Origin of the sequence: Comamonas kerstersii, assembly GCF_008801935.1 — a bacterium.
Lineage (GTDB): Bacteria > Pseudomonadota > Gammaproteobacteria > Burkholderiales > Burkholderiaceae_C > Comamonas > Comamonas kerstersii.
On the sequence record NZ_VZOT01000004.1, the window covers coordinates 281,236 to 294,321 of the forward strand.

The 13,086-nt window shown below is 55.2% G+C and carries 10 protein-coding genes; 4 read left to right on the forward strand and 6 right to left on the reverse strand.

Annotation, left to right across the window (positions count from 1 at the left end; all coding sequences use genetic code 11):
- The first annotated feature begins 8 nt into the window (after positions 1-8).
- From F7P80_RS08630 to F7P80_RS08640, 3 genes are all read left to right on the forward strand, one after another.
- A complete protein-coding gene (locus tag F7P80_RS08630) occupies positions 9-1,457 on the forward strand; it encodes a coniferyl aldehyde dehydrogenase (protein WP_054066784.1) in 1,449 nt (482 codons plus the stop codon).
- A gap of 219 nt (positions 1,458-1,676) precedes the next feature.
- Positions 1,677-2,198 carry a GNAT family N-acetyltransferase gene (locus F7P80_RS08635; RefSeq protein WP_077345190.1) on the forward strand — a complete coding sequence of 174 codons (522 nt, stop codon included), beginning with the start codon at positions 1,677-1,679 and terminating at the stop codon, positions 2,196-2,198.
- A 140-nt stretch (positions 2,199-2,338) separates the two neighbouring features.
- Positions 2,339-3,508 (forward strand): methyltransferase, encoded by a 1,170-nt coding sequence (locus F7P80_RS08640; RefSeq protein WP_151044033.1) that lies wholly within the window; start codon positions 2,339-2,341, stop codon positions 3,506-3,508.
- A 17-nt stretch (positions 3,509-3,525) separates the two neighbouring features.
- Here F7P80_RS08640 and F7P80_RS08645 read toward each other — a convergent pair whose 3' ends face one another.
- On the reverse strand, positions 3,526-4,002 hold the full coding sequence (locus F7P80_RS08645) for a hypothetical protein (RefSeq protein ID WP_054066816.1): 477 nt from the start codon (positions 4,000-4,002) through the stop codon (positions 3,526-3,528).
- 194 nt (positions 4,003-4,196) lie between these two features.
- Between F7P80_RS08645 and F7P80_RS08650 the strand changes: the two genes are divergently transcribed.
- Entirely contained in the window at positions 4,197-5,282 is a 1,086-nt protein-coding gene (locus F7P80_RS08650; RefSeq protein WP_151044036.1) for a tRNA dihydrouridine synthase, read from the forward strand.
- Positions 5,283-5,299: 17 nt separating this feature from the next.
- Here F7P80_RS08650 and F7P80_RS08655 read toward each other — a convergent pair whose 3' ends face one another.
- The 5 genes from F7P80_RS08655 to F7P80_RS08675 are packed head-to-tail and all read right to left on the reverse strand — an operon-like array spanning position 5,300 to position 13,075.
- Positions 5,300-7,027, reverse strand: a complete 1,728-nt coding sequence (locus F7P80_RS08655; protein WP_170265353.1) for a phospholipase D-like domain-containing protein — start codon at positions 7,025-7,027, stop codon at positions 5,300-5,302.
- A 38-nt stretch (positions 7,028-7,065) separates the two neighbouring features.
- Complete coding sequence (ribD, locus tag F7P80_RS08660) at positions 7,066-8,187, reverse strand: bifunctional diaminohydroxyphosphoribosylaminopyrimidine deaminase/5-amino-6-(5-phosphoribosylamino)uracil reductase RibD (protein ID WP_151044039.1); 1,122 nt, start codon at positions 8,185-8,187, stop codon at positions 7,066-7,068.
- A gap of 41 nt (positions 8,188-8,228) precedes the next feature.
- On the reverse strand, positions 8,229-8,669 hold the full coding sequence (locus F7P80_RS08665; RefSeq protein ID WP_151044042.1) for a type IV pilin protein: 441 nt from the start codon (positions 8,667-8,669) through the stop codon (positions 8,229-8,231).
- Positions 8,670-8,681: 12 nt separating this feature from the next.
- Positions 8,682-12,212 (reverse strand): pilus assembly protein, encoded by a 3,531-nt coding sequence (locus F7P80_RS08670; protein ID WP_151044045.1) that lies wholly within the window; start codon positions 12,210-12,212, stop codon positions 8,682-8,684.
- A gap of 59 nt (positions 12,213-12,271) precedes the next feature.
- A complete protein-coding gene (locus F7P80_RS08675) occupies positions 12,272-13,075 on the reverse strand; it encodes a pilus assembly PilX family protein (protein ID WP_249041416.1) in 804 nt (267 codons plus the stop codon).
- Positions 13,076-13,086 lie beyond the last annotated feature (11 nt).

Genomic DNA, 13,086 nt, shown 5'->3' on the forward strand with positions numbered 1-13,086 from the left:
TGCAAGTTATGAATCACACCGATCTCCGCGCCTTGTTTGATCAGCAGCACCAAGCCAGCCGCCGTCAAGTGGAAGTGCCTCTGGTGGTGCGTCGCGAGCGTTTGCTGCGCATCCAGAAGCTGCTTGAGGAGCATGGTGTGACGCTGGCCGCTGCCGTGCAGGCTGACTTTGGCGTGCGCTCACCCCAGCTCACGGAAATGGCCGATCTGATGGTGCTACGCACCATGCTGACCCATACCTTGCGACACTTGGCACGCTGGATGAAGCCGCGCCGGGTCTGGACACCACTGCACCTGCTGCCTGCCTCGGCGCGCATCGAGCGCCAGCCGCTGGGGGTGGTAGGCATCATCTCGCCCTGGAACTATCCGCTGCAGCTGGCTCTGGGCCCCGCCATTGCCGCCATGGCCGCTGGCAACCGCGTGATGCTCAAGCCCAGTGAGCTCACGCCGCACACTTCGGCCCAGCTGGCACATGTGATTGGCCAGTTTTTTGCGCCCGATGAGTTTGCCGTGGTGCAGGGCGATGCACAGGTGGCCAGCCAGTTTTCTGGTCTGCCGTTTGACCATCTGGTGTTCACAGGCTCCACGGCGGTGGGGCGTAAAGTTGCCATCGCTGCGGCGCAGCAGCTCACCCCCACCACGCTGGAGCTGGGGGGTAAATCGCCCTGCATCGTTGCCAGTGATGCGGATCTGGAGCAGGCAGCGCTGCGCATTGCGCACGGCAAGCTGCTCAATGCGGGGCAGACCTGTATTGCTCCGGACTATCTGCTGCTGCCCAAGGGGCAGGAGCAGGCCTTTGGCGATGCCTATGCCAAGGCCGTGGCGCAGCTGTTCCCGTCTTTCATGGGCAACCCGGATTACGCCGCCATCATCAACCACAAGCACTACGCACGGCTGCGGGTGCTGGTGCAGCAGGCGGAAGCGCAGGGTGCCTATGTGCAGTGGCTCGATGATGGGCAGGGTGCACAGTTGGCCAGTGCTGCCACAGCGCCCAGCTGGGGTAAGGAAGCCGCACAGCGCCAGATGCCGCCTGCACTGGTGTGGAATGTGCACTCGGGCATGGACATCATGCGTGAAGAGATCTTTGGGCCGCTGCTGCCTGTGATCAGTTACGAGCATCTCGATGACGTGATTCATGCCATCAACGCCGGAGAGCGGCCGCTGGCGCTGTACTGGTTTGGCAATGACGAGAAGCTGCGAGACAGCGTGCTGCGCCGCACAGTCTCAGGCGGTGTGACGGTGAATGACACCCTCATGCATGTAGCACATGACAACCTGCCTTTTGGTGGTGTTGGTGCCAGCGGATGGGGGGCATATCACGGTGAGCATGGCTTTTTACGCTTTTCTCACCAAAAGTCGGTCTTTTTACAAGCAAAATGGAGCCCTGCATCCTGGCTCTATCCCCCTTACGGGGCGAAGTTTGAGCGCATCATGGCGCTCCTGCGACGCTTTTCCTAGACATGGAAACCGTCGATGGCTTCACTGCTGGCAATCAGCGGTGTGCGCCCCCTTTTGCTGAAAAAAGGGCTCTAGCACATCCTTTTTCTACGGGCAAGAGCCCGTAGACAGCCGTACTTTCCTAAATGGCTACAGCGACTAGGCATAAGCGAAATTCACGTTTTCACTGACAATTGCCGACTTTCGTTTCCAACACCTAGTTTTCGTTTCGGTTTTTCCATGTCTAACTACCAGGTTCGTCCTGCAACGCTTCGCGATGCGAAGGCGATTGCGCAAATCCACACTGCTTCTGCCTTGGAAGCCTACCGTGGCATCGTGCCTGACGACCAATTGAAAGCCATGTCTTCTGTCGAGAAGCGCCAAGCTTACTGGCGTGAGGCGATTGAATATTGTGAACCTCAAGTACAGGTCGCCATGGACGGTGACAAGATCGTCGGCTTCGTTGGCTTTGACCGTTCCCGCGACGAAAAATCCCGCCAGACCACCGGTGAGATCTGGGCTATCTACGCTGCCCCTTCGCACTGGAACAAGGGCGTGGGTGTGACGCTGTGGGATGCTGCCCGTGAGGGGCTGCTGGAAGAAGGCTGCACCAACGTGACCGTCTGGGTGCCTCTGCGCAATGAGCGCGCTCTGCGCTTCCATGAGCTGGCAGGCTTCAAACGTGAAATGTCAACGGCGAAGACCACGCCTGTGGGTAGTATCAAGATCGAGGAAATTCGCTTAAAGCGTTCCTTGAGCTAAACCGCTGCCTGCAACGGCCCACGCAAGTGGGCCGCTTTTTTTTGTGCGCAGCACAGGCATGAAGCACATGCAGAAAACCTGCTGCGCAGATGCCGCGATACTCGGCATTTACACCCACCGACTCTGAGAGGAATTTCTGCATGCTGCAATGGCAACACCAGGGCATCGATTACCAGGCTGCATGGCGCAGTGAAAACGGCCAGCAGGCCCCCAGGCGTGTGGAGGTGGTGGACGATACGGTGCCTGCCGACGCGGCCTATCGCATGGCATGTGAAGGCACAGGGCTGCTGTGGGTGGGAGACTTCCACAACGCGCGCCATCTGATGGAAGCGCTCAAGCGCCGTCTGGACAAGCCCGCGCGCAGCCACTCTGCCAAGGCACGCAAAGCCAAGGCGGCGGCCGCTGCACCAGTGACACCGGCACAGGCGTTTCACCTGCACCGCCAGGTCCAGGGCCAGCGTGCCCGTGTGCTCAGCAGTATTTTGATTGTCCTGCAGCCTGATTACGCCATCGCCCTGCGCCGTGCGCCGGACTGGCGCCAGGCCTGCGTGGAGGCCTGGGGTGAGCCTGCGGCGGATGCTGGTCTGCAGGTGGTGTCGCTGCGCGAGCTGCTGGGCGTGGTGGGTGCACATGAGTGGCGCAAGAAGGGCGTAGCCATGCCTGTGCTGGGCAAGGAAGCGCGCATTTATCCGCACTATGGGGTGTTTTCGCCCGTGCGTGGTGAGTATGTGCAGATGGTCAAAGATGCGCCTTTGCCTCAAGCAGGCAAGACGCTGGCCTTTGACATTGGCGTGGGCACTGGCGTGCTGTCTGCCGTGCTGGTCAAGCGCGGTGTGCAGCAAGTGATTGCCACCGACATGTCGCCACGTGCACTGGCCTGTGCGAAAGACAATCTGCAGCGCCTGGGCCTGCAGGAGCAGGTGCAGCTGCAGCAGACCGATCTGTTTCCAGAGGGGCAGGCCGGGCTGATTGTCTGCAACCCACCCTGGGTGCCTGCGCGTGCCGTGACCACGCTGGAGCAGGCGGTTTATGACGACAACAGTGCCATGCTGCGCGGTTTTCTGAATGGCTTGCGCGCGCATCTGCTGCCCGGAGGTGAAGGCTGGCTGATTCTGTCGGACCTGGCCGAGCACCTGGGACTGCGCAGCCGTGCAGAACTGGAAGCCTGGATTGCGGATGCAGGCCTGTATGTGGTCTATCGCATGGACACCAAACCTGTGCATGGCAAGGCGCAGGATGCGAGCGACCCCTTGCACGCTGCGCGTGCGGCGGAAGTGACTTCGCTGTGGCGACTGGCGGCAGCGCAATAGCACGGTAGCGCCGTCATTCAGGCATTGTCCAGGCTGCGCTCGGGCAGCATGTCTGCCAGTTGCCTGCGCAGCGCTTCGGCGCGCTCTACACCGGCATACAGCTGCACCGCACGCAGCAAATGTTCACGAGCCTGCAGCATGCTGTCGACATCGCGCGCCTCACGCAGCATGTGCCGCAGCTGCTCTGCCGTGTCATGCAGCCGATTGGCAAACATGCGCTCGCACAGATCAAACAGGTGCATGCGCACGCCTGCCAGGCTCATGGGGGCGGGGCTGGTTCTGGAAGGGGCAGAGGATGCGCCATCCATCGTCTGCAGATACCCATTGGCGAGCAGCTGCTCCACAAGAAGCCTGGCCTGGCCGTGATACATCTGCTCCAGCACCTGGCGTGGTGTTCCTTCGGCAAGCAGCAGCAGGGAGCGCTCGCGCAGGCTGAGCTGGCGCTGACCGGGCGTCAGTTCCAGCAGGGCTTTGGAAGTGCGTTGCAAGAACATGCACTGATTGCACCCCATTGCTGTGACAGGAAGATGAACACACCCGGCAGGAAAGCTGCGTGCTTGCGACAATACGCGGCTGCCTGCGAGGTAGATGGGCACTTTTTTGATAGCTGCCAGCGCTTGCTGCATCTGCCCTGGAACCATTTTTTCTTATAAATGTGCACTGCTGATAGCGGTGCAGACACCATCCCATGCGACTGTTTCTGGCCCCGATGGAGGGCTTGCTTGATTTTGTGCTGCGTGACGTGCTCACCCGTGTGGGGGGCGCGGACCGCTGCGTTTCGGAGTTCATTCGTGTCAGCGGCTCCATCCTGCCAGACCGCGTGTTTCTGAGCTTCATGCCCGAGCTGCTCAATGGCAGCAAGACTTTGGCCGGTGTGCCCGTGCGAGCACAGCTGCTGGGGTCTGATCCTGACTACATGGCCGTCAATGCCGCCAATCTGGCACGCCTGAATCCTGAAGGCATTGATCTGAATTTTGGTTGTCCGGCCAAGACGGTGAACCGCCACGGCGGTGGCGCCTCCATGCTGCAAGACCCTGAGTCGATCGCCAGGCTGGTGGCGGCGGTGCGCAAGGCTGTGCCTGCGCACATGCCCGTGTCGGCCAAGATGCGCATGGGTTTTAATGACAAAAGTCTGATGCGTGAATGTGCGCTGGCCATGGTGGAAAACGGGGCCTGTGAACTGGTGGTGCATGCACGCACCAAGGTCGAGGGCTACCGCCCACCCGCGTACTGGGAGCTGATTCCGGAAATCAGGGCCGTGGTGAACGTGCCCGTGATTGCCAATGGCGAAATATGGACGGTGCAGGATGCGCTGCGCTGTCGGGAGCAGTCGGGCTGCAGTGATCTGATGCTGGGTCGTGGCAGTGTGGCAGACCCCGGGCTGGCGCTGGCCGTGCGTGCGGCTGTGGCGGACGGAGTTCCCCACTCAGAGGCCGTGCCTGCCGAATTGCCCCCCGCAGTGAGCTGGGCCCAGCTGCTGCCGCACCTGCAGCGCTTCTGGTTGATGGTGTGCCGTGACCTGACACCCAACCAGCGTGGAGGGCGCCTGAAGCAATGGCTGAACCTGATGCGCCGTCGTTACCCCGAAGCGGAAAACGCCTTTCAGAGCGTGCGTGTGCTGACCAAGCAGCATCTGGTGGCAGAGTGGCTGGAACAGGAGTGCGAGCGCTATGGTGTGGAGTTCGTGCTTCAGAAACAGGAGCTTGCAGCGTACGAAAATCGGGCACCTGAAGCTGCTTTGATTCTGGATTCGGCGCTGGCTGGGCGCTACTAGCTCTCTCAATTGGAGCGCTAGAGCAGGTGGTCAGGGGCCAGCGGCCCGATGATGCGAATCATCATGCGCAGCGGCAGGCTGGCATCAGGCTCACGGGTCTGATCGCCCCAGTCGCTGTCTTCTGGCGCACGCCAGACCAGGCCTTCGGGTGTGTCTTCCAGCAGCCAGGCTGCTTCGCGCAGGCTGGCTTCGATGTTTTCCGTTGCCTCACCAGCCAGCTGGCGCGAGGCAACGAGCAGTGCAATTTCCGTGTTCTGCAGCTGTGAGCGCTGGTCCAGATTCATGGAGCCAATGACGGTGAGCTTGTGGTCCAGCACCAGCATCTTGGAGTGCAGCATGGCTCGCGAATGGCCTTGCGAGCCGGTGATTTTGCGTGTGGCCGTGCGCAGGTTGTCGACGCCGATCTTGCCGCCTTGCACGCTGCGCAGTTCATACAGTTGCACGCCCATCTGCAGCAGATCGCGCCGGTGGCGCGCGTAGCCTGCATGGGCCAGCGGCGCGTCGTTGGAAGCCAGTGAATTGGTCAGAATGCGCAGTCGCACGCCCCGCTCCAGCGCGCGCGCAAAGGCAGCTTTCATGTCTTTGCCCGGCACAAAGTAGGGCGAGACGATCAGCACATCGTGCTGCGCCTGGTCAATCAGAGCCAGCAGGCCGTTGATGACATTGTCCTGCTGCACCACAGGCTGCAGCACATTGCGCAGCGCCTGGCGGTTGGGGGAGCTGCTGTGCGTGCTCAGACTGTCTGGCAGGTGGGGAATCAACGCCTGCGTTGCTGTATCTGTGGTCTGTGCTTCGGCAGTGTCTTCAGGCGGTGCGGGAATCTTGCTGGGTGCATCGGCCAGCACCAGCGCAGGCGCCCAGATCCAGTCTACGGCTTGCAGATTCAGTGGCGGCAGGCTGGCAATACGGCGCTCGGCGGCGCTGGTGGCGCTGGTGCCAGGCGTGCTAGCTTCCTGCAGGCTCTGGAGGTGCAGCAGCTCTTTTTCTGTAATCAGGGCACTGACCGGGTAGGCGCGCGCATCATTCCAGTAGCGGTCAAAGCTGGCAGACAGCTGGCGCACGACCAAGCCTGCAGCCATGATGTCCAGATCAATGAAGTTGTCGCTGTCCAGCGCATCAAAGTAGGCATCACCCAGATTGCGTCCGCCCGCAATGCCAATGCTGTTGTCTGCAATAAACAGCTTGTTGTGCATGCGCTGCTGGGCACGCTGAAAGTCAGTAAGCGTGGTCAGCGTGCGGATGACGGTGGAGCCACGCGGCCCCGTCAGCGGGTTGAACATGCGCATCTCAATGCCGGGCACAAAGGCCATGCGCATGATCTGTGCGTTCTTGCCTGCGCTGTGAAAGTCATCCAGCAGTATGCGCACCCGTACCCCGCGCTGGGCCGCCTGCACAATGGCGTGCAGCAGGCGTGCCGTGCTGGGGTCGGCATGGATGGCGTAGTACTGCAGGTCCAGCGTCTGCGTGGCCGCTTCCACCAGGGCCAGGCGGCTGGCAAATGCAGCATCGGCCCCGCCCAGCAGCACAAAGCCGGAGCCGTAGGGCGTGTCTGCTGCTGTGCGCTGTGCCTGCACCATCTGGCCTAAAGGTGTGCTCTGCGGCTGGGGTAGCGCATGGCTGGCTGTGCGCGCAGGCATGGAGGGCAGACTGCCACAGGCGGACAGCAGCAACGCCAGCATGCACAGCAGGGCGCGCACGGCAGTACGCAGTCCAGCAGGGTAGGGGGTGGGTGCTGTGGATGGCATGGCAGAGGCAGGCAACAGATGGGCTGGGCGAAGTCGTCCTAAAACTGATCGCGCCCGGCAACCCGGGCCACGATGCGGACATCATCGCCAATGCGCTGCACATCATGCCATTGCAGCGGCAAGGCCTGCGTCAGCGCATCCAGCGGCCCGAAGTTGGCCATGCCCATGCCGCCTGTGCCGAGCAGTTTAGGGGCCATATACAGCAGCAGTTCATCGACCAGGCCTTCGCGGATCAGGGAGCCGTTGAGCTTAAAGCCTGCTTCTACATGCAGCTCATTCGTGCCGCGCGCTGCCAGATCGCGCAGCATGGCGGCCAGATCCACTTTGTCTGCAGCATTGGGCATTACAACAACTGTAGCGCCTAGCGCTTGCAAAGCCTGGGTTTTCGGTGCATTTTTGCTTGAAGTGTAGATAGTACAAGCGCCAGGTGCTTTTAAAACATGAGCATCCAGCGGCATGTCCAGCTTGCTGTCCACCACCACAATCCTGGGCTGGCGTGGTGTCTGCACCTCACGCACATTCAGGCGGGGGTTGTCTTCCAGCACGGTGCCAATCCCCGTCAGAATCGCGCAGGCCCGGGCACGCCAGGCATGACCATCCGCACGGGCTGCGGGCCCGGTGATCCACTGGCTCTGGCCATTGTGCAAAGCAGTCACCCCGTCCAGCGAGGTAGCGGCCTTCATGCGCACCCAGGGCGTGCCGCGCACCATGCGGCTGAAGAAGCCAATGTTCAGCTCGCGACAGGCTTGTCCCGCTGCATCATCCATTTCCACCTGTACACCTGCCGCGCGCAGCTTGGCAAAGCCCTGGCCTGCCACCTGCGGGTTGGGGTCTGTAATGGCGCACACCACTTTGGCAATACCCGCTTCGATCAGCGCATGGCAGCAAGGGCCGGTGCGCCCGGTGTGGGAGCAGGGCTCCAGCGTCACATAGGCCGTTGCCCCCCGGGTGTCATTGCCTTGTGCTGCAGCGTCGCGCAGCGCCATGACCTCGGCATGCGGACCGCCGGCCTGCTGGGTAAAGCCCTGGCCGATGACCTGCCCTTGCGCAGACACCAGTACGCAGCCCACGCGCGGATTGGGGTTGGATAGAAAAAGCGCTTGACGGGCCAGGTCAAGCGCTTGTTGCATATAGATGGAGCTTTGCGTTACTTCAGTCATGGCGGCTGGATGGTAACGCAGGCGGCTCTATTTGGGACAGCTTAGCGGTTCCAGCAGTCAGCGGCGGTCATGGTGCTGCCTGAGGGCTGGTCTTTTATGTCTCGTTGTCCCGTGTGAGTAAGAGTTAGCGTGCCACATTTGTCCTTGGTTTGAGGGCTGTTTGGCTTGGGCGTTGCCGTCAGCGTAAATGCGGCATTGGTGTTGTCGTTGGCAAAACTAATGACGTAGCGCTTGCTGCTGTCGTCCGCCCAGGTGAGCGAAGCTGGCAGGGTGGTGGGATAAAGCCCGGTTGCTGTTGCTGCACGCTCCAGCCATTGCTGTGCTTGCAGCAGCCCCATACGGGCATCTGTACGATGGCCGCGCATGACATATTCGGTATAGCTGGGATAAGCAATAGCGCCAAGGATGCCGATGACTGCGACAACAATCATGAGTTCTATCAGCGTAAAGCCTCTGGATGAGTGGTGTAGTTTGCTTTTCATCGTAGAACCATCTTATTGCAGCTGACGCCAGCTGGGACGCATGGATTGTTCAGGCATGCGTGCCAATTCAAGCGTCCCACCATTGGTAGTCTCACCATTGCCAATATCGGTAACTTTATTTTTTCCGGTGACTTGAATATGTCCTCCCTTTGCTACTTGTGCGCGAGATACATAGTTGTCTAAAGCTAAATCGTAAGATCCATCGCCATTTTGATCGAGAAGCTGAACGCTTGGGCGCTCTCCATCCATGATATTAATAAGGGTCAAATATTGACGCTCTTCATCAACAGCAGTCTGCTCGCAGCTCTCGGCATCACTTTTCGTGCGTGATCCTTTGGCAGGAACTTGTGAATAAATTGCCAAAATATTGCTGCCATCGTAGGGGGTGATGTTTTTGAGCAAACGTTCACCTGTTTGAGGAAGGTCCATATACCATCCTTTTTGAGTCGACCAATCAACTTTTGTTGTGTCAGCCATTTTCCAGAAAACAAAGTCTTTGCTTGAGCTTTCGCCTTTATATTCGGTTGAATTGATTTGTTTTTTTGCAAGTTTGCTGACGCCAATTCCTGCTGGTTCTGGAGCTGGAATGGATAAGGCGCTATTACCATTATGGCTGACTACATAATTTGTTTTGGTGCTTGCATCATGTTTGATGACATATCTTGTGTTGTCGAGCACTGAGTATATAGTCTGTACATCCGTATTCTCTGGGTCTACGGTGGTGATATTTTCCCCTGTTCCAAATGCGATCATCATGCCTCCCACCATCTTTGTGGTAGCTGAGGATCCACTCCCTACGATATAACTGCGATCGTTGGCCTTTACGCTGGGTGCTGCAGTAATCGGTTGACGGATTGTGCGAGTATCAGGAGATCCAGGAGTACCTCCTAAAGCGGTATAAAGAGGTTTTCCGTCAAAGGCAACCCCCCATTTGCTTGCATCTTTTTCACCTATTTCGAATTTCCAGATATTTCCTTTGAGGTCACCTGCATATACGAAATCAGGTTTGCCATCGCCATTAATGTCTACCAGTCGTGGTGCTGAAAGTCCATTTTCTGTGACGTTATGGCATGGATTTTCATGATTTTTCGCCTTTTCCTCTGCGGTACATGCGGTGAGAGTGGTATCAGTGGCAGGGATACGCAGAAGTTCCTTATTGCCGTCAAGATATTGAATTAATAAGACTGGGCGTTCATTTTTGCTATTGTATCCATTGCCCATAATTGCGGCCCATCTGCCATTATTCAAAAGGCTGATTTGTGTGGCTCGCAACGGGTTGGTGTCATCTAGAGTGGGTGTGGAAAAAATATGACCAATATCCGCTTTGTCAATATCCAGGCATGCTTTCCCTTGGCAGTTTATAGACTCGTTTGCATGCATGGATTTATCCATGACAACAATATCTTTAGAATTATTTTCCTTAAAGGAACTGGGATCTGTAACATCTAAAACGAAATACCCTTTCCCGCCTGCACCAAGTGTACCAAGCAGCATGGTACGCCAGTTGGGTGTCTCAGATGTTCCGATATTGATATCCCCCGTCATGGGGGAGCCATCAACGAAATATCGATGGTTATCGTCAAAGCTTGGCCATGTTAATCTGGCTAGATTGGGGTAAACAGCCCTTGGGACGTACGCAATTTTTTCCGTGCCATCATTTGCTGCGAAGCCGTGAAGCATGCCATCATTGCCTCCTACATAAATCATTGGAGGTCTTTGATCTACCGTATTTTCTCGCACAAATTTGGTGTATCCAGGCAGCGAGTAGTTGCTGACCGGTGTTCCCACATACCAGACATTGGAGTTAATGATGTCGCCCTGTCGGCTGGTTCGATTGCGGAAGCCGATAGTGCTGTTCTTGGATGCTTCCTTTGAACGATCACCTCGGATATAAAGTAGCCTATCGCTTCCTTGGCTATCTGTAGATCCGTTAGATTTTTTATTAAGGTCTGCTTGTTGTAAGGTTCCTATATCGCCCCATTGGAATGCACTGCCTTTTTGTGTGTCATCATTCCAAGTCAATATATTTCGGCTTTCATGCGATACAAGCTCATCTAGAAAATCTGCTGTAGTTTTTCCACCCCAAGCATCTTCATATGTATTGTCCTTTGTTAATTTTGAGCTCTTGATATAGCCTTTCCACATTTCTTTGGGATCGTAGAAAGTGCTGTAGGTGTTGACATCTTTGTCATAATTGGAGAAACCATTGGCTGCTAATGAACCTACGCTGGATTCATTTTCTGCATTGATGGCACCAATAATATCAACAAAAGCTTTTTCAAGATCTTCTGCCTTTTCCACCGCATAAAAGCGACCTCGGCCATTTAGGGCTGAGTGCCATAAATCTAGTGGATTTAAAATTGATTCTGTATATTTGTTTAACCACGGCCATGAAATATTTCCATTAATGAAGTCTGGCAAACTACCATTGTAGCCTGCATCATAACTAAATGGAACAATATGTGTATCTGGTGGTCTTTTAATGTTGGGTTCACCGGACCATGTGGTTGCAGCCTTGCTGAAACCAATCGTGTAAGTTGATAAATGCGGCCAATTTGCTGGGTCGTAACGAGGATTCCAGTATTTTTCTAAAATGGCATCTTTGCCAAAGTTTTCTTTTGGAGGTGCTTTTCGATATTCGCTGGTCAGAGAAATTTGTTTTGTTTTGTCATTTTTGTCATATAAGTCTGGCTGAAGATTGGTTGCCCAGCTCTTAAATGCCCAGTCAGCAACCATGTCGCTATGGTTGTCTGCATATGGTTTGACCTTGTTGTAGATTGTGCCATCTGGTAACTCAAAAGAGGCACCGCCATCTGCATTTCCTGGCTTTTGATTCTGTGCTGGATTGGTTTGCCAGCCACCATCAGACATTAAAATATGATAACTTCTGCGACATCCTAAAAATGGCTCCGCTTGTTCTCCTGGTCTATATGCCCAAGGACTGTATTTTTTATCGTTAAAATGTGCCGCACTTTTGCTCATGTAATGGTGAGCTTGTGCCATAACTTTATGCGTTGGTGTTCCACCATTAGCAGATAATTTATCAATAAAGTCTAAAAAATTTTCTCTATGTGCTTCATCTAAGTATCGCATCGAATTTTTTTTAAAATCGGTACGATCTACAGTATTGGCCCCATCAGATTTCCCATTATTATGCATTGCTTGCCATGCAAAACGAATTGATCTGCCCTCACCATGGTTGGGTAGTAAAGTTTTATTGTTAAATACCTTTTTTACAGTATATTTCAGCACACTAATACGTCTTGCGTTTGATTTCCATGTTCCATCGGGGTTTGGTTCTGTATATCCTGGGCCGGTTTTAAAGCTGCCGGGCCGAGGATTCCCATTTGTTGCCAATGCTATGGCATAATCCATGCTTCCGGAGTCATCAATAGTGATAATGACGTTGGGTGCAACATAGGGGTTTAATTTACCTGGTGGAGATTGGGCAAGATCAAGTGCTAATGCGCCGGTAGAGGTGAGCGCAGCGACGGCGGCTAAAGCGATGGAATGCTTGTGGAAAAGAGAGTGGGTGCTGTGCATAACAAGCTCCTTATACTAAATTATTGAATTCAGTAATAAAATAATGCAAGTAAATAGATCTAATCTTTAAGTCGATTTCGTGCGTAGGTCTGTTGCAGAACTACCTGTGTATTGGGTTTTATGCCATGTGCGACAGCTGTAATACGATAAACGATATTGATATCAAGCTGCAATGGAAGGTATTGGGTCGAAGACATTCCAGTTTCTGTGGCAATTAAATTGGATGAGCTTGCAGTCTGTGAGTCGTAACGCATGATCTCGATCCAGTACCAGCCTCCTCGTAAAGGGTCATCTCCACGATATGCCAATATGGGGTTGCTGGTGGCGCCGATAGTAGCTCCTGTGTATTGGCCATAACGTGCTCCAATCGGCGGCTTTGAAGCATCACTAGGAACACCGGCGTTTTCCATTTGCGCTAACGTAATGCCCTTGCTTTCATCTGTATTGTTCCAAAAATCCTGTTTTCCAACACGTTTTGCACAGACGGCATGACGGCATTGAGGGCCACTGCTAATGCTTTCCAAATTTGCGAGTAGGAGCGTAACATCTTGTTCCTCGCTGGGCATACCATATGGTGCAATTCCTTTTCTACATAAGTAAGGATTGCTGCCGTCGGAGGTGCAAATCGATCCATTGGAATTTTCACGACGAATATCTAGTTCTGCATCCTGCAATAATGCTTGTGCTGCTTCAAAGGCGCGTTGATAGTCAGCATCATTGCCTACTATCATTTCTCCAAATATAGATGTACGCGAAGCCCAAAGTGCCAGAAGCATCGATAACATCACCAATACAATCACCACATACAATGTGGCCCCATGTTGCTTGGGGAGGGTGGGTTGACTTGAGTGGTGTTTAAGCATATTTATGAAAA